This window comes from Streptomyces sp. NPDC104202 (genome assembly GCF_055584185.1).
The window spans coordinates 31,419-52,064 of record NZ_JBVJMN010000062.1; the positions used below are offsets into that span (position 1 = coordinate 31,419).

13 protein-coding genes are annotated in these 20,646 nt (G+C 75.2%); 7 read left to right on the forward strand and 6 right to left on the reverse strand.

What is annotated here, in order from left to right; translation table 11 throughout:
• The first annotated feature begins 363 nt into the window (after positions 1-363).
• Together ACZ60W_RS30510 and ACZ60W_RS30515 are read left to right on the forward strand one after the other, a co-directional pair.
• A complete protein-coding gene (locus tag ACZ60W_RS30510; RefSeq protein WP_469758626.1) occupies positions 364-2,277 on the forward strand; it encodes a glycosyltransferase family 4 protein in 1,914 nt (637 codons plus the stop codon).
• A gap of 48 nt (positions 2,278-2,325) precedes the next feature.
• Positions 2,326-3,420 (forward strand): glycosyltransferase family 4 protein, encoded by a 1,095-nt coding sequence (locus tag ACZ60W_RS30515; protein ID WP_469758627.1) that lies wholly within the window; start codon positions 2,326-2,328, stop codon positions 3,418-3,420.
• On the opposite strand, the gene ACZ60W_RS30520 is transcribed toward ACZ60W_RS30515, so the two are convergent.
• The 5 genes from ACZ60W_RS30520 to ACZ60W_RS30540 all read right to left on the reverse strand — a co-directional run bounded on the left by ACZ60W_RS30520 (position 3,399) and on the right by ACZ60W_RS30540 (position 11,148).
• Positions 3,399-4,214, reverse strand: a complete 816-nt coding sequence (locus ACZ60W_RS30520) for a methyltransferase domain-containing protein (protein ID WP_469758628.1) — start codon at positions 4,212-4,214, stop codon at positions 3,399-3,401. The two genes, ACZ60W_RS30515 and ACZ60W_RS30520, sit on opposite strands and share 22 nt — an antisense overlap.
• Positions 4,214-8,746 carry an aminotransferase class I/II-fold pyridoxal phosphate-dependent enzyme gene (locus ACZ60W_RS30525; RefSeq protein WP_469758629.1) on the reverse strand — a complete coding sequence of 1,511 codons (4,533 nt, stop codon included), beginning with the start codon at positions 8,744-8,746 and terminating at the stop codon, positions 4,214-4,216. The genes ACZ60W_RS30520 and ACZ60W_RS30525 overlap by 1 nt, the downstream gene beginning before the upstream one ends.
• Before the next feature lie 133 nt (positions 8,747-8,879).
• Positions 8,880-9,914 carry a LacI family DNA-binding transcriptional regulator gene (locus ACZ60W_RS30530; RefSeq protein ID WP_469758630.1) on the reverse strand — a complete coding sequence of 345 codons (1,035 nt, stop codon included), beginning with the start codon at positions 9,912-9,914 and terminating at the stop codon, positions 8,880-8,882.
• Positions 9,915-10,008: 94 nt separating this feature from the next.
• Positions 10,009-10,338 (reverse strand): putative quinol monooxygenase, encoded by a 330-nt coding sequence (locus tag ACZ60W_RS30535; RefSeq protein ID WP_469758631.1) that lies wholly within the window; start codon positions 10,336-10,338, stop codon positions 10,009-10,011.
• Positions 10,339-10,383: 45 nt separating this feature from the next.
• Positions 10,384-11,148 carry an IclR family transcriptional regulator gene (locus tag ACZ60W_RS30540; RefSeq protein ID WP_469758632.1) on the reverse strand — a complete coding sequence of 255 codons (765 nt, stop codon included), beginning with the start codon at positions 11,146-11,148 and terminating at the stop codon, positions 10,384-10,386.
• A 180-nt stretch (positions 11,149-11,328) separates the two neighbouring features.
• On the opposite strand from ACZ60W_RS30540, the gene ACZ60W_RS30545 reads away from it, so the two are divergent.
• The 4 genes from ACZ60W_RS30545 (at position 11,329) to ACZ60W_RS30560 (ending at position 15,793) form a co-directional block, all read left to right on the forward strand.
• Complete coding sequence (locus ACZ60W_RS30545) at positions 11,329-13,068, forward strand: VanW family protein (protein WP_469758633.1); 1,740 nt, start codon at positions 11,329-11,331, stop codon at positions 13,066-13,068.
• 186 nt (positions 13,069-13,254) lie between these two features.
• Positions 13,255-14,286, forward strand: coding sequence for a serine hydrolase domain-containing protein (locus ACZ60W_RS30550; RefSeq protein WP_469758634.1), 1,032 nt, complete (start codon positions 13,255-13,257; stop codon positions 14,284-14,286).
• Positions 14,287-14,431: 145 nt separating this feature from the next.
• Complete coding sequence (locus ACZ60W_RS30555) at positions 14,432-15,085, forward strand: GNAT family N-acetyltransferase (protein WP_469758635.1); 654 nt, start codon at positions 14,432-14,434, stop codon at positions 15,083-15,085.
• Between the two features lie 258 nt (positions 15,086-15,343).
• Positions 15,344-15,793, forward strand: a complete 450-nt coding sequence (locus ACZ60W_RS30560; RefSeq protein ID WP_469758636.1) for a helix-turn-helix domain-containing protein — start codon at positions 15,344-15,346, stop codon at positions 15,791-15,793.
• Positions 15,794-15,935: 142 nt separating this feature from the next.
• On the opposite strand, the gene ACZ60W_RS30565 is transcribed toward ACZ60W_RS30560, so the two are convergent.
• Entirely contained in the window at positions 15,936-18,941 is a 3,006-nt protein-coding gene (locus ACZ60W_RS30565) for an AfsR/SARP family transcriptional regulator (RefSeq protein WP_469758637.1), read from the reverse strand.
• Between the two features lie 139 nt (positions 18,942-19,080).
• Here ACZ60W_RS30565 and ACZ60W_RS30570 point away from each other — a divergent pair, with 139 nt between their 5' ends.
• Complete coding sequence (locus ACZ60W_RS30570) at positions 19,081-20,535, forward strand: glyceraldehyde-3-phosphate dehydrogenase (RefSeq protein WP_469758638.1); 1,455 nt, start codon at positions 19,081-19,083, stop codon at positions 20,533-20,535.
• Positions 20,536-20,646: the final 111 nt, after the last annotated feature.

Sequence of the window (20,646 nt, forward strand, 5' to 3'; positions counted from 1 at the left end):
CGGCGATCCCGACGGCCCATACGCGCCACCGCCGCCCCGTCGGTGCCCCGCGCCGCCGCGGAGTCTCCTCAGCGCGGCCCCGGCGCCGTGCCTCCTGACCACGGCCCCGGTCCCGGACGCGCGGAACGCCCCCTCCCCCGCCCCGGTCCCGGACGCGCGGAACGCCCCCTCGCCCGCCCCGAGCCCGCCGCGCCCCCACGGTCGCGGGCCGCTGGCGCCTGCCCTCGTCCCCCCGCCGCCGTCCGGCGCCGCCGGGCGTCGCGCGTCCGCGTCGCGCGCCCTCGCGCGCGTCCCCCTCGTCCCGCCGCGGAGCCCCGGATCACGCGCCCGGGCGTCCCGCGACGGGACCCGGAGGCGGCGGCCGTGAGCGCCCCGCGCGGTCCCCTCCGCATCGCCGTGTCCGGCCCCGACGGCCCGGGCGGGTCCTCGCTGACGCGGCGGCTCGTGCCGCTGCTCCGCCGGCGCGGCTACACCGTCGTCACCACGGACGGTCACGGCTGTCCGCTCTGCCGCAGGCTCCCGGTTCCGCCACGGGTGAGGGATACGGGGGAACCGGGTGGGGACGGGTGGGCACGGCGCGCCACGGATCCCGAGCGCCGGGGATCCCCGCTGCGCCGTGCCCACGCGTTCCTGGACGCGGCCGCGCCGGCCCTGCGCCTCGCGGCGGCCTGCCTGGTGGCGCGCCGCCGGGCGCGCGGCGGACCGGCGGTCGTCCTGACCAACGGCGGCCCGCTCGACGGACTGGCCCGGCGGGACCCGCCCACCGGCTCCCGGGCGGCGCGCCTGCTCCTCGGCACCGCCGCGCGATACGACCTGACGCTCCTCGTGGAGAACGGTCCCGAGCCCCCTCGGGGCCGCGGTCCCGGCACCCCCGCCGCTCCCCGGGCCGCCGTGCGGGCCCGCTACCGGTGCTGGTCGCGACGGCTGCCCGGCATCGCGCGGCTGGACGGCACGCGGCCCCCGTCGCTGGTCGCGGACGCCGCGCTGGAACGGGTCCTCGCCGCGGGCCGCGAACGCGACGAGGCCGTGGTGCGGGCGCGGCAGCGGACCGCCGCACGCGCGCGGGAGCGGGCGCGGGCGGCGAGCGCCGCCGAGACGCGGAACACGCGCCGGGGCCCGGCCGGCCGGCGCAGGCACGTCGTCGTGTCGGTGTACGAGGACGTGGAGAATCCCGGTCACCGGGGTGGCGGAGCCCTGGTGGCCGGGAAGGTGGCGCGCCGGCTCGCCGACGACTTCCGGGTGACGGTCGTGACGGCGGGCCTGCGCGGCGGGGCGGTGGAGCGGGACGGCATCCGGTACGTGCGGCTGCCGGTGCGCCGGGCCGGGCCGCGCGCCGGCCGGCTGCTGTTCCTGGCGCTGCTCCCGCTCGTCTCCCGCCGCATCCGGCACGACCTGTGGCTGGAGAGCTTCACTCCCCCGCTGTCGACGAGCTTCCTGCCCCTGACGACGGGCGCTCCCGTCGTCGGCATCGACCACGGCCACGGCGCCGGGGCCCCGGGCCGGCTCCGCCTCGTGCCCTTCGCCGTGGTGGAGCGGCTGGGGCTGCGCTGCTACCGGCACATCGTGGTGATGAACGCGGCGGACGGTCCGGTGGTCCGGCGGCTCAGTCCGCGGGCCGACGTGCAGGTGTTCGCCGACGGGGTCGAGCAGCGCGGCATCGACGAGGCCCGGCTCGGCTCGGGGCAGTTCATCCTGTACCTGGGCCGGATCGACACCTGGGGCAAAGGGCTCGACCTGCTGCTCGACGCCTACGACCGCGCCCGGCCGCCCCTCGACCTGCTGCTCGCGGGCACCGGGGCCCCGGCCGAGGAACGCAGGCTCGCGGCCCTCGTCGCCGCCCGCACGGGAGGGCCGGAACCCCGGATCCACTGGGTCGGGTACGCCGACGAGGACCGCAGGCGGCAGCTCCTGCGCGACAGCGCGTTCCTGGTGATGCCCTCGCGCCACGAGGCCTTCGGCCGGGTCGCCCTGGAGGCGATGTCCCACGGCAAGCCCGTCCTCCACTTCGACCTGCCCGCGCTGCGCTGGATGCGCGACGGCGGGGACGTGGCCGTGGCGCCCTTCGACGTGGCCGCCCTCGGGGACCGGATGGCCGAGCTGTCCGGTGACGCGGCGCTGCGGCGCCGCCTCGGGCGGCGGTCCGCGCTGGCGGCCCAGCACTACACGTGGGACGAGACGACGGGCCGGTACCTGGCCCTGGCCCACCGGCTCCTCGACGCGCCCTCCTCCCCGAGGCGGCCGGCGAAGAGGGGTGCGTCATGGCGGACGACCCTCTGACCGGGCCCGGCGGCGAGGTCCCCGGCGGCCCCGCGCGGGAGGTGCGGCATGCCCCGCGCTGAGCGGCGGCCCCGTGTCCTGCTCCTGACCGGCGGTCCGCTGGACGGGACGGAGGGGACGGACGTGCGCCTCGCCGCCGACGTCCTTCAGTCCCTGCCGGACGTGGAGTTCGTCTGGTTCTCGCACCGGCCGGGCCGCCGGCGGGACCCGCCGGTGCGCGGGCGGCCCGTGCGGATCGTCTCCCCGACCGGCGCGCCGAACCTGCCGGCACGGGTGCAGTCCGTGCTGACCGGGGCGGTGCTCGCACGCCGGGTGGACCTGGTGCACGCCTTCCTGACGGTCGGCCGTGCCTTCCCCGCGTTCTCCTGGCTGCGCCCGTCGCTGCTCGGCCGGCGGCCGGTCGTCCACACGGTGCCGGGGGTGGTGGACACCCGGTACCTGACGCGCGGCAGGCCGCTGGGGACGACGGTGGCCCTGTCCGAGTCGATGGCGCGCCGGCTGAGGGCCGCCGACTTCGGGGACGTACGGGTGATCCCGCCCATGATCGCCCTGGACCAGTGGCCGTATCTGCCGCGCCCGGAGGGGTTCCCGGCGGTCCTGTTCTCCGGGCACCACGATCCGCACGGCGGGGCGGAGGAGTCGATCGACGCGGCCGCGGAGGCGCGGCGGGCCGGGAGCGACTTCCGGCTGGTGCTCGCGATGCGGGGCCGTCCGGGGCAGGACACCGAGGCCCTGAACGAGGCGCTGCGGGAGCGGGCCGGCGCGGCGGGCCTCCTCGACGTCGAGGTCCGCGGCTACGTCGAGGACATGCGCGGGCTCCTCGCCTCCGTGCAGGTGCTGCTGTTCCCGCCGGTCCACCTCGGCGGGAAGGCGGACGTCCCCCTCACCGTGCTCCAGGCCCTCGCCACGGGCAGGCCGGCGATCCTCAGCGACCTCCCCCAGTTCGCCGACTTCGGACCCGCGGTGCTGCGGGCCCCGGCCGGGGACGCGCGCCGGACCGGCCAGCAGCTGGCGTGGCTGCTCGAACGGCCGCGCTCCTGGGACGTGCTCGCCGCGCGGGGGCGGGCCCTGGCCGAGGACCACTTCGGACCCGAGCGGTTCGCCGCCCGGTACGCGGCCCTCTACCGGGAGCTGCTGGCCTGACGTCGCCCGCGGGCCGGGGGCGGTCCGCCGGGCCGCTCGGCCGTCAGGAGCAGGATGCCGGTGTCCCCGTACTCGGGCAGGGTGAGGTCCTTGGCCAGCCGGACGATCCGCAGTCCCGTGGTGCGGGGCGCGAACACCTCGCGCAGGACGGTCCCGTCGACGGGGCAGGCGGGCCAGACGGGGCCGGTTCCGATGCGGTAGCTGGGCATGCGCTCCATGAAGGAGGCGAGGAGACGGCCGCCGGGGCGCACCGCGTCGACGAAGGTCGCGCACAGGGCGGTGAACTCGTCGAAGTCCTCGGTGACGCTCTCGGCGACGAAGTTCATCGAGGCGAGGTCGTAGCCGCCGGGGGCGAGCGCGTCGGCGCCGCCGTGCACGACCCGGACCCGGGAGAGCGCCTCGGCGCAGCTCGCCGGGAGCGCCGGGTCGAGCGAACGGCAGAGGGCGTAGAACGGCCGCCAGCTGGCGTCGGCGCCGCGGGCGAGCTGGCGGCGGAGGTAGCGGACGCTGGCGGCGCTCGGTTCCAGGGCGTCGACGCGGCGGGCGGCGGCACCCGCCAGCATGAGCGGGTAGAGGTTGGGGCCGGCGCCGAGCTCCAGGGTGCGGGCGAGGGCGCCGGGGGCGTAGCGGCGGTAGACGGCCGAGTGGTGGTGGATGACGCCGGCGTCGCACGGGTGGAGCCGGCGGTAGTTCTCGGCGAGGTAGTCGGCGACGGGCCAGGCGTTCCAGTCGGCGTCCCGGTTGCGCCGGGTGCGGGGCTCCCCCGTCGGGGTGCGCCGCCCGGTGCGGTCCATCACCGCTCCGCCGGGCGGCCGGCGGTGACGGATCCCGCGTCGGTGGTCTGGAGGCGGAAGCGTCCCGCGAGCTCGGTCAGGGCCGTGCACAGTTCGCCGATCTCCTCGTCGGTGTTGGCGGCGGTGACCTGGACGCGGAAGCCGACCCGGTCGCGCGGGACGAGCGGGTAGGAGGCGAGCGTCACGTAGATGCCGCGGTCCCAGAGGAAGGAGGCGACGGCGTCGAGGTCGCCGGAGTCGGCGAGGGGGATCTCGACGATCGGCAGCCCGTCGGTGTTGGGGGTGGCGATCCCGAGGCCGCGCACGTGATCGAGGACGCGGGCCGTCATGCGGTGGAGGTCGGCCCGGATCGCGTCACCGCGCGCCTCGTTGACGTCGAGTCCGGCGAGGGCGGTGGCCAGGGAGGCGGTCGGCGAGGGGCCCGAGTAGAGGTACGGGGCCGCCGCCACCTTGAGGTGGTCCTTGAGCCACTTCGGCACGGCGAGGAAGGCGAGCAGCGAGGAGTACGCCTTGGAGAAGCCGCCGACCAGGACCATGTCGTCGTAGCTCTCACCGAGGTGGCGGACGATGCTGTTGCCGCGCGCGCCGTACGGGCTGGTCTCGTCGGGCCGCCGCTCCCCGATGACCCCGAAGCCGTGGGCGTCGTCGACGTACAGCAGGGCGCCGTGCTCCCGGCAGACCCGGGCCAGGGCGGGCAGGTCGGGGAAGTTCCCGGTCATGCTGTTGACGCCGTCCATGCAGACCAGCCGGCCGCCGTCGGCGGGCGCGCCGCGCAGCAGGGTGGCCAGCTCGTCGGGGCGTTCGGCGCTGAAGCGGTGGATCTCGGCGCCCTGTCCGCGGGCGACGACACAGCCGTCGTACACCGTGCGGTGGGCGGTGGCCTCGACGAAGACCTGTCCGGTGCCGGCGAGCAGCGGGATGACGGACTGGTGGATGAGGGTGATGGTGGGGAGCAGGAGGGTGTCGGAGGCGCCGAGCAGTTCGGTGAGGCGCTCCTCGATCCGGGGGTAGAGCCGGGGGCTGCCGATGAGCCGCGACCAGCTGGGATGCGTCCCCCACTGCCGGACCTGCGGTTCGATCGCGTCGATGACGGTGGGGTCGAGGTCGAGGCCGAGGTAGTTGCACGAGGCGAAGTCGATCAGCCAGTCGTCGCCGACCCGGATGCGCCGGCCGTCGATCTCGTCGATGACGGCGTCGCACATGAGGCTGGTCCGCTTGAGGTGCTCCAGGTCCCGCCAGCGCGACGGCCGCGGGGGGCGGCCGGTGCGGGCCGCCGTGCCGCCGGGGGCGTGGCCGGTGATGCGGGCGGCGGGGCCGGCGACCGGGGCGGCGGGCCCGGGCGCGGGGGGCTGGGCGAGCCGGACGGACGCGCGACGCTCGCCGGAGCCGGGGGCGCGGTGCAGATAGGACTCGGCCTGGTGGGCGGTCATCGGGCGGGCGAAGAGGTAGCCCTGTCCGAAGCGGCAGCCCATGTCGGCGAGCAGGGCCCGCTGCTCCTCGTGCTCGATGCCCTCGGCGACGACCTGGAGGCCGAGGACGTCGGCGATGCGCACGATGCCCTCGACGAGCGCGACCTGCTGCGGGTCGGTGGCGAGGTCGTCGATGAACGACTTGTCGACCTTGAGGATGTCGATGGGGAACTCGCGCAGGTAGCTGAGCGAGGAGAACCCGGTGCCGAAGTCGTCGATGGCGATGGAGACGCCCATGTCCTTGAGGGCGGCCATGGTGGTGCGGATCTGCGCGTCCTGCCGCATGAGGACGGTCTCGGTGAGTTCCAGGACCAGGGAGCCGGGGGCGAGCCCGGAGGAGTGGAGGGTGCGCCGGACCTCTTCGAGGAGACCGGGGTCGCGGAACTGGCGGGCGGAGACGTTGATGTTGGCGTACAGCGGGACCTTGCGGGTGTGGGCGCGCTGCCAGCGGGCGATGTCGAGGGCCGCGTGTTCGAGGACCCAGGCGCCCAGCGGCATGATGTGGCCGCTCTCCTCGGCGAGGGTGATGAACTGGTCGGGCGGGACCATGCCCCGCCGGGCGTGCGGCCAGCGGATGAGCGCTTCGAGTCCGGCGGGTGCGCCGCTGTCGACCTCGACGATGGGCTGGTAGCGGAGGGCGAAGGCGTGGTCGGCGATGGCCGTGTCCATGCCCGCCTGGAGTTCGTGCCGGGCGACGAGCCGGGAGTGCAGTTCGGGGTGGAAGAGGCGCCAGCGCTTCTTGCCGGCGGCCTTGGCCGCGTAGAGGGCGAGGTCGGCGTGGCCGAGGAGTTCCTCGGCGTGGGCGCTGTCGAGGACGGTCGCGATGCCGACGCTGGTGGAGACCGAGACGGCCCCGTCGGTGAGGTGGAAGGGCTGGCTGAGGGTGTGCACGATCTCGGCGGCCAGCGCCTCGGCGTCGCGGGGTTCGCGGGCTCCTTCGATGAGGACGGCGAACTCGTCCCCGCCGAGCCGGGCCGCGGTGTCGGTGAGCCGCAGGACGGCGGTGAGGCGGCGGGCGACGGCGACCAGGAGCTCGTCCCCGACGGAGTGGCCCATGGTGTCGTTGACGACCTTGAAGTCGTCGAGGTCGACGAAGAGCATGCAGGTGAGGGTGGACTCGCGGCGGCCGCGGAGCAGGGCGCGCTCGATGCGTTCGAGCAGCAGGACGCGGTTGGGCAGGCCGGTGAGGGAGTCGTGGAAGGCCCGGTGGGTCAGCTCGCGCTCCAGCTTCCGCTGCTCGGTGACGTCCCGGAGGGTGAGGACGAGCCCGTGGACGGTGCGTTCCTTGCGCAGGTTGCTGCAGCGGACCTCGACCTCCAGGTCGGCGGAGTCGCCGTGGAGGAGCTTCCAGTCGTCGCGGGCGTCGACGGAGTCGCGGGTGCGCGCGGCGGCGAGGACGCGCAGGGCGCCGGCGGCGTCGGCGGGGGCGAGCAGGTCGGTGAGCGGGGTGCCCGGGAGGAGGGTGTGGCCGAACATGCTCTCCGCGGAGGGGCTGGCGTACCGGACGGTGTCGTCGTCGTCGACGATGAGGATGACGTCGGAGGTGTTGTGCACCAGGGTGCGGAAGTACGCCTCGCTGGTCCGCCGGTTGACCTCCTCGCTGAGCCCGAAGCGCTCCAGGGCCAGGGCCGCCTGGGAGGCGAGGGACTGGGCGGAGGCGGCGATCTCGGCGAGCTTCTTCTCCGGTCCGGCGAAGAGCAGCACGCCCAGCAGGGGTTCGCGTTCGGCGGGGGTCTCCAGCTCCAGCGGGCAGAGCAGGGCGTGGGTCTCGGGGGCGATCTCGGCGGCGACGGCGGGGTCGAGCCGGGTGACGGGGAGGAGCCGGGCGCCGTCGGCGACCACCCCGGGCCAGCCGTCGGCGGGCTGAAGGGTGAGCGATTCGGTGCGGCAGCTCCAGGGGTGGCGGCTGGTGGCCACGGCGTCGAGGCCGTCGCGCCGGTCGCGGGTGAAGAGCAGGACACGGTGGTCGGTGTCCTCGCCGAAGAGCGTGGCGGAGGCCGTCTCCACGGCGCCGGCGACCTCGCGGGGGCTGAGGGCGGCGACGAGGGAGGCGGCGGCGGTCCTGAGGCTGCGCTCGCGCGCCTCGGCCCGGTCGTGCTCGTTCATCATGCCCCAGAGCCGGGTGAGGACGAGCAGGAACATGATCGCCGAGAAGATCGCGATGACGGCGATGTCCTGGTCCTGGTCGTGGCGGAGGGACTGGAAGAGGAGGAGGGCGGGGGCGACGAGGGAGGCGCCGGCCAGCAGGGCCAGCCGCCGCTCGGCGATCCGGGTGGGCGGTTCGGGGACCCGCTCGGTGAGGCCGGTCATCGAGGGGTGGAGGGCGGCGAGGCCCCAGGCGGTGAAGAAGACGACCCAGCCGAGGTCCCAGGGCGTGCCGACCTGCCAGGTGCCCTTGAGCTGGAGGGTGCCGTAGATGACGTCGGAGGCGAGGATGCCGCAGGTGCCCACGGTGAGGAGCTGCACGGACCGGGAGCGGAGCCCGCCGGGGACGAGGAGCCGGGCGAGCATGGCGAGCATCAGCACGTCGCCGAGGGGATAGGCGATGGAGATGGCCTTCTCGGTCCAGCTCATGTCCTCGCTGCGGGCCAGCGGGGTGATGAGGTTGACCCAGGAGAGCAGCGCGAGGCCGGAGGTGAGGATCAGCGCGTCGAGGACGACGCCGAGGTCGCGGCCGACGGCCCGGTAGCGGATGAACCCGAAGAGGCCGACGGCGAAGAGGGGGTACGTCACCAGGTACAGCGGGTCGGCCAGCGACGGGAAGGGCCGCGTCTGCCCGAAGAACGCCTCCAGGGCGTTGTACGTGGTGTCCCCGGCCGTGAACGCGAGGTTCGCGGCGGCCAGGACCAGCCAGGGCCAGCGCCGCGAGGGGCGGTGGATGTGGACGCCGACGAGCATGGCGACGACACCGCTGAGTCCGATGAGCGCCCACAGCGTGGTGTGCCGTTCGGGGAACTTCAGGTACGCGACGGTCAGGAGCGTCACGGCCAGCAGGTACAGCAGCGTCCAGAAGCGGAGTTTCCCGGTCGCGGTGGGCGGCCGGTCGGGCTGGCCCAGCGGCATCGTCGACCGCCCCCTTGTCGGGTCGGACGCCGAGGGAGCGCCCTGGTCGCGGGTACGGACCCCGTACGGTGTCCATTCTCCGGGGCCCTCGTGGCGGGTGCATCTCGGCGCCCCGGGGGCCGCGCCGCGGGCGTCAGGAGGAGGCGCGCACCACGAGTTCGGTGGGCAGCATCCGGCGCGGCTGCTCGTCGGGGCCGCTGGGGTCGGCGATCTCCTGGAGGAGGACGCGGGCCATCGTGCGGCCCATCTCCTCGATGGGCTGGCGGACGCTGGTCAGCGGGGGGTCCATGTGCCGGGCGACGGCCGAGTCGTCGACGCCGACGAGGGCGACGTCCTCGGGGACGCGGCGGCCCGCCTCGCGCAGGACGCCGCGGGCGCCGGCGGCCATGACGTCGGAGGCGGCGAAGACGGCGTCCAGGTCGGGTCGCCGGTCCAGGAGTTCGCGCATGGCGCGGCGGCCGCCCTCCTCGGTGAAGTCGCCGCCGGCGACGAGGCCCGGATCGTCGTCGAGCCCGGCCTCGGCGAGTCCCTCGCGGTAGCCGTCGAGGCGGCAGCGGGCCACGTACATGTCGGGCGGGCCGGTGATGGTGGCGATGGAGCGGCGGCCGCGGGCGGCCAGGTGGGCGACGGCGGTCCGGCCGGCGCCGGTGTTGTCGGAGTCGACGAAGGCGACGCGCTCGTCCTCGGTGCGGCGGCCGTTGAGGACGGCGGGCAGGCCGAGGGCCCTGACCTGGTCGGGCAGCGGGTCGGCGCCGTGCACGGAGACGAGGAGGACGCCGTCGACGCGCTGGGCGGCGAGGTACTGCTCGAACCGCTGGCGCTCCTGGTCGCTGCGGATCAGGGTGAGCAGCAACTGCTTGTCCGCGTCGGCGAGTTCGCTGCTGACACCGCGGATGATGTCGAGGAAGTACGGCTCGGCGAAGAGACGGGCCTCGGTCTCGGGGATGACCAGGGCGACGGCGTCGGTGCGGCTGCCGGCGAGGGCGCGGGCGGCCCGGTTGGGGACGTAGCCCAGCTCCGCGACGGCCCGCTCGACGGCGGCCTTGGCCTGTTCGCTCACCTTGGGGGAGCCGTTGATGACCCGGGAGACCGTGCCGCGGCCGACTCCGGCCCGGGCGGCGACCTCCTCGAGCGTGGGTCTGCCGGTCTGCCGTCCGCTCCCCGCCATGTGCCGCTTCTCCCCTCGGGCCCGCCGCCCCGCCTCCGTGTGGACGCGAACCTATCAGGCGGGACGGCGGGTGCCGGGACGGCCGGGGGACGGGTCAGGCGCCGGTGGGGGCGAGCTCGGCCATGGCGCCCCAGCCCTGCTGCGGGACCTCGACGTTGATGATCTCGGGCGTGGTCGCGATGGCTCCGGCCATGGCGGCGAGACCCGCGGTGAAGTGCGGCGAGGCCACGTGGGCGGCCCCCGCCTCGGCGTCGGCGAAGGCCTCCAGGAGGACGAAGACCCGGGGGTCGTCGACGCTGCGGGACCAGTCGAAGAAGAGGTTGCCCGGCTCCTCGCGGGTGGCACGGGTGAAGTCGGCGACCGTGTCGAGCCAGCGGTCGGCGTGGTCGGGGCGGACGGTGAAGCGCACGGCGATGAAGATCATGTGTTCACTCTGCGGCGGCGCCCGGGGCGCCGCCAGCCGGACGGGTCAGGATTCCGGCAGGGCCGGAAAGCCGGGGACCGCCCGGGCCAGCGCCGCCCTGAGCTCCCCCTGCCGCCGCCCGAAGTCGGCGGTGGGCAGCGAGACGGAGAGGGCGTGGACGATCCCGTCGCCGCGTTCCGGCAGCGCCACGGCGAGACAGGTGTACGCGAGGTCCGCCTCGCCGACCGACACGGCGAAGCCCCGGCCGCGCACCCGGGCGGCCTCGGCCTCGAACCGTTCGGCGTCGGTGATCGTGCGCTCGGTGAAGCGGGCCATGCCGTGCTCCGCCAGGTAGCGGCGCCGCAGCGGGCGCGGCAGGGCGGCGAGCAGTGCCTTGCCGTGGGCGGTGGCGTGCGCGCGGTCCTCGGGCCCCGGGGTGAAGGGGTGGGAGACGTCGGTGACGGGCGCGGTGGTGTCGACGACGGTGATCCGGCCGTCCCGGTAGGCCGTGTGGTACGCCTCCGCTCCGGTGGCGCGCCGCAGCCGGCCGAGGAGTTCGCCGGTGCCGGCGTCGAGCCCGTGGTGGCGCTGGTGGGAGCGGTGCAGGGCGGGGACGCGGGGTCCCGGGGCGTATCCCTCGGCGGTGCGGACGAGGTAGCCGCGGGCGAGGAGGGGGCCGGTGAGGTGGTAGACGGTGGAGAGGGCGCAGCCGAGACCGCGGGCCAGTGCCTTCGCGCCGACGGGCCGGTCCGCGTCGGCGACCGCGTCGAGGACGGCGAGGGCCCTGTCGACGGACTGCGGCCCGGGGGTGGGGCTCGGGGTGGCAGGCATCGCCCCAGCTTAGGGGGGTGCGGAGGGGAGCGGTGGGTCGGCGGGGGCTCCGGACACCCACAGTGCCCGTTTCGCCCCGTTCGGTATCTCCGCAGGTCAAAGGGGTCTTATGTGCATAAGACACTCTTTCGGCGTACCGTCGTGGGGATTCCCCCTTTCCTCGACGCCACGGGAGAGCGTGTGCCCCGCTCCAGGACCGACCATGTCCCGACGCCCCGCCAGGGGCTCAGCCCTCGCCTCCGCACCGCGGCGATCGCGACGGGCGTGGTCGCCGTCGCCGCGGGGGGTCTCTACGCCGCGGGACTGCTGACCGCCGGGGACGACATATCCGCCGGCACGCGCGTGGGGGGCGTGGACATCGGAGGGATGAGCCGCGCCGAGGCGCGGGCGAAGCTGGCGGCCGAGGCCCCGGCCTCGTGGACCGCGCCCATCCCCGTCCAGGTCGGCGACCGCGCCTCCACCGTCGCCCCCGCCGCCGCGGGGCTCACCGTGGACGTGGCGAAGACCGCGGACCTGGCCGCCGACCCGGCGCGCGACCCGGTCACCGTCGTGAAGCGGCTGTTCTCCTCGGGCGAGCGGGACGTCGCGCCGGTCCTGGCCTACGACGAGGGCAAGGCCAAGGCCGCCGTCGCGGGACTGGCGGAGCGCAACGACCGGGCCGTCCGCGAGGGCGCCGTCGCCTTCCGCGAGGGCAAGGCCGTCGCCACCCGGCCGGTCACGGGACAGAAGCTGGACACCACCCGGGCCGTCGAGACGCTCCGCGCGGCCTACCCCGCCGCGGCGGGCGCCTCCGCGGTGAACCTGCCGGTGGCCGTCACCTCGCCGAAACTGTCCGCGGACGAGGTGTCCCGTTTCCTCGACACCTACGCGAAGCCCGCCGTCTCGGGTCCCGTCACGCTCACCACCGGCGGCGAGCGGCTGCGGATCTCGGCCGCCACGCTCGGCGACCACCTCACCGTGAGGAACGACGGCGGCCGCCTCACCGCCGACCTCGACCCCGCCGCGCTGCTGCGCGACCCCGACGTGGCGCGGCCGCTCGCCTCGCTGACGGGCGCCCCCGTCGAGGCGGGGCTCGCGGTGCGGAACGGCAAGGTCGTCGTGGAGTCGGAGGGCCGGGCCGGCCACGAGGTGACCGCGAAGGCCCTCGGCGACGCCGTACGCCCGCTGCTCACCCGGTCCGGCGACGCGGCCCGTACCGCCCCGGTGGCCACCAAGGTCACCCAGCCCCGGCTGACCGCCGACTCGCTGGCCCGGCTCGGCATCACCGAACAGATGTCGACCTTCACCGTGAACTTCCCCACGGCCCCGTACCGGACGACCAACATCGGGCGCGCGGCCGAGCTGATCAACGGCTCCCTCGTGCAGCCCGGCGAGGTGTGGAGCTTCAACAAGACCGTCGGCGAGCGCACCCCGGACAACGGCTTCGTGGACGGCACCATGATCCTCGACGGCCAGTACCGCGAGGCCCCGGGCGGTGGTGTGTCGGCCATGGCCACCACCGTCTTCAACGCGATGTTCTTCGCCGGCGTCGAGCCCGTCGAGCACGGCGCCCACTCCTTCTACATCGAGCGCTACCCCGCGGGCCGCGAGGCCACCGTCGCCTGGGGCACCCTCGACCTGAAGTTCCGCAACGACACCGGCAAGCCCCTCTACATCAAGGCGAGCGCCACCGACTCCTCGGTCACCGTCAGCTTCCTCGGCACGAAGAAGTACGACTCCGTGGAGGCCGTCGCCGGTCCCCGCACCCACCTCACCGAGCCCGGCAAGCGCGAGGGCACGGGCAAGGAGTGCGTCGTGCAGCCGCCGCTGGAGGGCTTCGACATCTCGGTGGACCGGGTGTTCAAGAAGGACGGCGCCGAGGTCAAGCGCGAGACCTTCAAGACCCACTACACCCCGCGCGACGAGGTGACCTGCACGTGACCTGCCGCTGACCGCCGGGGGACGCGGACCGGACGCCCGGACGACGTCCCCGCCGGCGGCGCCGGGCGGGCCGGACCCACGGTCCCGGAAGGGTGTCTTCCCGTTCGGCCGGGGCATCACTTCGGAGCGCGGCCCGTCAGCCCCGTCCGACGGTGCCCGCCCCGCCCGACCCGTCGGAGGCAGGCCTTGGCACAGCGCAGCGACCCCTTCGAGCGGCTCCTCGACGACGCCGTCCGCGCAGGTGTCATCCCCGGCGCGGCCTGGGCCGTGGGCGACGCCCGCACCACCCTGGCGCAGGGGGCCGCCGGCCTGCTGGACCCGAAACACCCCGACGAGCCCGTGCGCGACGACACGCTCTTCGACGTCGCGAGTCTGACCAAGATCCTCGCGGTCTGGGCGGTGACCGGCACCCTCGTCGACGCCGGGAAGCTGGACCCGGCCGCGCCCCTGGGCGCGTACTGGCCCGAGGCCGTGGGCCGGCCCACGGCCCCGCTCACCGCGCACGACCTCCTCACCCACACCGCGGGACTGCCGCTGCGCGCCAACCTCCGGGCGCTGTACGGCTCCGACCCGCAGGACGTCCGGGACGGCGTCCTCGCCGAACCGCTCCGGCACCGCCCCGGCGAGGCCGTCGCCTATACCGACCGGGCCGCGCTCATCCTCGGCTACCTCGCCGAACACCTCACCCGCACCCCGCTCCCCCGGCTCGCCGAGGAGCGGATCTGGACGCCGCTCGCCATGACGGAGACCCGGTACGGGCCGCTGCCCGACGCGGCCCGCGCGCGGTGCGCGCCGACGGAGTACGACGAGGAGAGCGGCACCCGGCTGAAGGGCACCGTCCACGACTTCTCGACCCGGCTCCTCGGCGGCGCCTGCGGCATCGCGGGGGTCTTCACCACCGCCGCGGACACCGGTCTGTTCCTGCGCCACGTGCTGGACCCGGCGCCGGGGGTCTTCTCGGCCGCGTGGACGGCCGCCTCGCTGCGCGTCCGCACGGGCGCGCTCGTCCCGCCGCGCGGCCTCTTCTGGCACCCGGCGCCCGGCACCGGTCCTTCGGACGACGTCTGGGCGCACTTCGGCTTCACCGGCACGGCGCTGTGGGTCTCCCCGGCGCGGGGCCGCTGGGCGGTCCTGCTCACCAACCGGCTGTACCTCACCCGCGACCCCGGTCCGCTGACCCGGGTGAGGGACGTCTTCCGGACGCTCGCGCTCTCCTGAGGTCCCGTCGTCGCGCGCCGACGGCCGGCGCGGGGCCTGCGCGCGGTCGCCGGCCGGAAACGAGGTGCTGCCGCGGGCCGGGCTCTGCGAGGCTGCACCGGCTGGACGATCTTTGACGGGTTCGACACGTACGGGGTGCTGATCGATGGGTTTCACACTGGAAGGGCCGCTCCTGGAGGGCGCGTTCGTGCGTCTGGAGCCACTGGGGCACCACCACGCCGCCGGACTCGCGGACGCGGCGGAGGAGGAGCGGGACTCGTACGACTTCACGTGGGTGCCGCGCCGGGCCGAGGTCGGGGAGTACATCGACACCCAGCTCGGCCGGGCCGCCGACGGCAGGCTCGCCCCCTACGTCCAGGTCGACGCGGAGACCGGCCGGGTGGTCGGCGCCACCTCCTTCTGGGAGCCGCGGCCCTGGCCCGACGGCGAACGGCTCTGCGCGATCGAGGTCGGCTTCACCTGGCTCGCGGCCTCCGCCCAGGGCACCGGCATCAACACCGAGGCCAAGTACCTCCTCTTCCGGCACGCCTTCGAGACCTGGGGCGTGGCCCGGCTCGACCTCAGGACGGACGCCCGCAACGCCCGCTCCCGCGCCGCGATCGCGAGCGTCGGCGCGAGCTTCGAGGGCGTCCTGCGCCGTGCGTCGCGGTCCTGGGCGCCCGGCGAGGACGGCCGTCTGCGCGACTCCGCCGTCTTCTCGGTCATCGCCGAGGAGTGGCCCGACCGGCGAGCCGCCCTGGAGCTGCGGCTCGCCGCCGTCCGTGAGCGCCGGGCGGCGGCCCTCCCCGGCCGGCCCTGACCTCCCGGGACGCGGCCGGGACGCCCCCGGCGCGGCCCGCCGGACGCGGGCGCACGGGCCGTCCCGCGGGGTCCCGCCCGCTCCGGGACGCCTGCGGCGTCGCGTGCCGCGCCTCCCTGTCGCCGGTACGTTGCGCAGGGGCGCCGACGGGCAGCGGCACCGGCGGGGGACGGCCGTTGGGCGGCTGTTGGCGATCCGTTGGAGCCCGGCGCGAGAATTCCCGGCGACGAGGACGACTCGTGACGGGGAGGAAGAGGCATGGCGACGGAACGCGGCACGCGGTGTGCGGTGGCGGGGCAGGACCCGTGGGACCTGCTGGCCCGGGAGATGCGGCAGATCAAGGAGACCTCCGAGCTCAGTTTCGCGGGCCTGGCCCGGCGCACCCACTACAGCCGTTCCTCGTGGGAACGGTTCCTCAACGGGAAGCAGCCCCCGACCCGGCTCGTGATCGAGCAGTTCGCCCACGCCGCCGGACGGGACCCCCGGCCGTTGCTCGACCAGCTGGAGCGGTGCCTGCGCCACTCCGGGCCCGGCCGTTCCTGTGCGTCGGCCGCCGCGCACGGGCCGGACGCCCCGACCGGGCCGCCCGCCCGGCTCGCCCCCGCCGACGTCCGCACCCTGGCCCTGGTCTCCGCGGCCGGGATGATCGTGGGCGGCGTCCTGACCGCGGCGGTTGCCCGGGCCGGGGGACGGCGACGGGCCGCCTAGGGGGTGTCCTGGCGAGCCCGGCATGATCGGCAGGACACCGCCCAGAGCGTGCGTCGCGGCCCCGGCGGAACCGTTCCGCCACGCCCGGCGGGGGACGTACCGATCGCACCGGGGCAGCGCGCCCGGCGGCCGGCCACGGCGCTCACCGGCCTCGGTCCGGCCGGGTCCCGGAGGCGCAGGGCGTGACGGGGACGGCGGGGCGGGGGCCCGGCGCCGCGTGCGCCATCGCCGGCAGGTCGGCGAGGCCCTGGAGGCACTCCTCGATCCGCTTCTCCAGCCGGTGCTTGCGGGCGAGCTCCAGACACGTCTCCCAGACGGCGCGCGCCTCGGCCCACTCCCCGAAGTGGTGGTGGGCCCGGGCGGTGACGACGAGGCAGTCGGCCGTGCCGCCGTGGTCGTCCATGCGGTGACGGATGGCGAGCGCCTCGGCGAGGGCGGCGAACGCCTCGTCGCGGCGCCCGAGGGCGCGCAGGACGTCCGCGCGGTTGGTCAGGGCGGTGGCCAGGAACACCCCGTGCCCGGTGCCCTCCAGCAGCTCGATGACCCTGCGGTAGTCGGCGGCCGCCTGGTCGAGTTCGCCGCGGAGCTTGCGGATGTCGGCGATCCGGCTGAGCAGCAGGGCCTCTCCGCGGGTGTTCCCGGACCGCTGGTAGAGGTCCCGGGAGAGCACGGCGTGCGCGAGCGCCCGCTCGGCGTCCTCGATCTGGATGTAGAGCGCGGAGATGTTGCCGAGGATGGACGCCTGGGCCACGACGTCGCCGCGGGCGGTGAAGAGGTCGAGGGCGATCCGCAGGTGTTCCAGGCAGGCGTCGTTGCGGAAGGCCATGCCGTGGGCGACGGCCATGCGCCGGTGCAGCCAGGCCTGTCCGAGCGTGTCGTCGTGCGCGCGGGCGACCTCCATCGCCTGGGCGAGGCAGGCGTCCCACTCCCCCGTCCACCAGTGCGTGCCGGCGTAGCCGAAGAGCCCGACGGCCAGCCGCCACGCCATGTCCGAGCGGCCGAGCTCCGCGGCCTGTCCGAGGGCGTCCCGGACGGCGGGGAGCTCCCGGACGGCCCAGCGGATCGCCTCGTGGTCGTCGGCGAAGACGGGCAGCGACAGCGGGGTGGCCGGCCGGCCGTCCAGCGGCGGCGGCGACTGCGTCTCGCGGGTGGCGGTGCGGGTCGACGCGGCGACGGCCGCGGCGTACCAGGTGATCATCCGCAGGACGGCCTCCGTCCGCTCCTCCTCGGGGTCCTCCTCGTCGCCGCGCTGCGCCGCGTACTCGCCGAGCAGGTCGTGGAGCACGTACCGGTCGGGTTCGGGATTGAGGACCAGGTGGGCGTCGGCCAGGACGTCGAGGACGGCGGCGGCCCGGGCCTCGGTGAGGTCGAAGAGCGCGGCGGCGGACTGCGGGGTGACGGGGTGCGCCGACCAGACCCGCCCGAGGGTCCGGAAGGCGCGGGCGGCCTCGCGCTCCAGCGGGCGGTCGCTGTCGCGCATGGCGACGTAGCTCATGTCGAAGGTGCGCTGCACGTCGAAGGTCCCCATGGAGAGGGTCTCCAGCCGGCCCTGGTGCGGGGTCAGCCGGCGGGCGAGCAGCGCGAGGGGCCAGTGCGGGCGGGAGGCGAGCCGGCCGCCGACGATGTGCAGGGCGAGCGGCAGCCCTCCGCAGGCGGCCATGATGTCGGCGAGCGCCTCCGGCTCGCTGCGCACCCGGTCGGCGCCGGCGAGCCGGGCGAGCAGCGCGTGCTGGTCGGCCGGCGGCAGCGGGGCGAGCGGCACGCTGACCGCGCCCGGCAGGTCGGCGAGGAGCTGCCGGCTGGTGATGAGCACGGCGCTCGGCCCGCCGGCCGGCAGGAGGGGCGCGACGTGGGCGGCGTCGCGGGCGTTGTCGAGGACCAGGAGGACCCGGCGGTCCGCCAGGGCCGCCCGGAGGAGGAGGGCCCGGTCGTCGATGTCCTCCGGCAGTGCCTCGTGCCGGACGCCCAGGTCGGACAGGAAGCGGGCGAGCAGCTCGTGGGCCGTGCGGGCCCCGTGGCCGCAGTAGCCCCGCAGGTCGGCGTAGAGGGCGCCGTCGGGGAACGCCTCGCGGACGCGGTAGGCGACGTGGACGGCGAGCGCCGTCTTGCCCACGCCGCCCATGCCGGAGATGACCACGGGCCTGACGTAGGCGGGGGCGCCGTCGGTGCCGGGACGGCGCTGGGCCGGGACCACCGGGGTCGCGCCGGCGGCGTGGGCACCGGTGCGGGTCATCCCCTCGTCCTCCGGGCCGACGCCGAGGAGGGCGGCCACGGCCGCCGCCTCGGTCGCGCGGCCGGTGAACGCGCCGCCGTCGCAGGGCAGCTGGAAGGGCGGGCGACGGGCCGGCGCGGCGGCGGGCGGGGCGGGGCGGGGATCCGGGTGGGTGCCGGGCTCGCCGGCGAGGAGTTCCCGGTGGGCCTGGGCGACGGCGGCGCCCGGTTCGGTGCCGAGCTCCTCGACGAGGCTCCGGCGCAGCCGCCGGAAGGCGGAGAACGCCTCGGCCTGGCGGCCCGACCGGTGCAGCGCCTGCATGAGCAGCCCGTGGAACTCCTCGCGCAGCGGGTGCTCGGCCGCCAGGGTGGTCAGCGGGCCGACGGCCTCGTGGTGCCGGCCGAGGCGGAGTTCGGCGTCGAAGGTCCACTCCAGGGCCTGGAGGCGGGCCTCGGCGAGCTGGTGGACGCGCAGGGCGGGCGCCTCGGTGTCGGAGAAGGGGGCCAGGTCCGCCAGCGGGGTGCCGCGCCAGAGCGGCAGGGCGAGCGCGGTCTGGCGCCGGACCTCCTCCCAGTCCTCCCGGCGGTGCGCGTCGCGGACCGCCCGGACGCGCTCCTCGAAGACGTCGCAGTCCAGCTCGCCGTCGTGGACGAGGAGCCGGTAACCGGGGGCCTCGGTGCGGAGGCGGTCCTCGGCTCCGCCGTCCGCGGCGGCGAGGACCCTGCGGAGCCGGGTGAGGTGGTTGGCGAGGGCGGCGTCGGCGCTGGCGGGCACGGAGGAGCCCCAGAGGGCCTCCTTGAGTGTGTCCCTCGCCACCGTGCGGTTGGCCCGGAGGAGCAGCGCGGCGAGGAGGACGCGGACCTTGGGGCCGGTCACCGGCCGCGGCCCGGTGCCGTCGTGGACGACCAGCGGTCCGAGCAGACCGAACTTCACCACCGTGCCCCCGCATCAGGTAGGCGGGCCGCCAGCCTGCGGCGGGTCCCGACGGGCCCCATCGTACGGTTCGGGACCCCTTGATTGATCAAACCGGCCCCGGGTTACCATATGAGCGCCGCCTAGCTCGAAAGATAATCTTGTGACTGTCAATGACGACTCGTTCACCAGTTGGAAGAACCGCGAGGAGATCGCGGAGTCGATGATCCCGATCATCGGGAAGCTGCACCGGGAGCAGGACGTCACCGTCCTGGTCCACAGCCGCTCCCTGGTGAACAAGTCGGTGGTCAGCATCCTGAAGACCCACCGCTTCGCCCGGCAGATCGACGGCGAGGAGCTCTCGGTCCTCGAGACGCTCCCCTTCCTCCAGACGCTCACGACCCTCGACCTGGGCCCGTGCCAGATCGACATCGGCGTGCTGGCCGCGGACTACAAGACCGACGACCGCGGTCTCACCGTGGCCGAGTTCACCGCCGAGGCCGTCGCCGGCGCCACCGGGGAGAACAAGATCGAGCGCCGTGACGGACGCGACGTCGTCCTCTACGGCTTCGGCCGCATCGGCCGCCTCGTCGCCCGCCTCCTCATCGAGAAGGCCGGCTCCGGCAACGGTCTGCGCCTGCGCGCGATCGTCGTCCGCGGCGGCGGCGAGCGGGCCGCCGAGGACATCGTGAAGCGCGCCTCGCTGCTGCGCCGGGACTCCATCCACGGCCAGTTCCAGGGCACGATCACCGTCGACGAGGCGAACAGCACCATCGTCGCCAACGGCAACACCATCAAGGTGATCTACGCCAACGACCCCTCCGAGGTCGACTACACGGCGTACGGCATCCAGAACGCCATCCTGATCGACAACACCGGCAAGTGGCGGGACCGCGAGGGCCTCTCCAAGCACCTGCGCCCCGGCATCGACAAGGTGGTCCTCACCGCGCCCGGCAAGGGCGACGTGCCGAACATCGTGCACGGCGTGAACCACGACACGGTCAAGCCGGACGAGCAGATCCTGTCCTGCGCCTCCTGCACCACGAACGCGATCGTCCCGCCGCTGAAGGCGATGGACGACGAGTACGGCGTGCTGCGCGGCCACGTGGAGACGGTCCACTCGTTCACGAACGACCAGAACCTCCTGGACAACTACCACAAGGCCGACCGCCGCGGCCGCTCCGCGCCGCTCAACATGGTCATCACCGAGACCGGTGCCGCCTCGGCCGTCGCCAAGGCGCTGCCGGACCTCAAGGCGCCGATCACCGGCAGCTCGATCCGCGTCCCCGTCCCGGACGTCTCGATCGCGATCCTGAGCCTGCGCCTGGGCCGCGAGACCACCCGCGAGGAGGTCCTCGAGTACCTCCGCGACGTCTCGCTGCACTCGCCGCTGAAGCGCCAGATCGACTTCACCACGGCTCCCGACGCCGTCTCGATGGACTTCGTCGGCTCGCGCCACGCGTCCATCGTCGACGCCGGCGCGACCAAGGTCGACGGCGACAACGCGATCCTCTACCTCTGGTACGACAACGAGTTCGGCTACTCGTGCCAGGTCATCCGGGTCGTCCAGCACGTCTCGGGCGTCGAGTACCCGACCTTCCCGGTCCCGGCGGTCTGATCCCCGCACGGCACCGCGCGCGGGGGGGGGGGGGGGGGCCCCGGGAGGGGGGGGGGGGGGGGTTGTGCTCCCCATTGGAGAAAACAAAGAGAAAACACGCAGCCCACACCC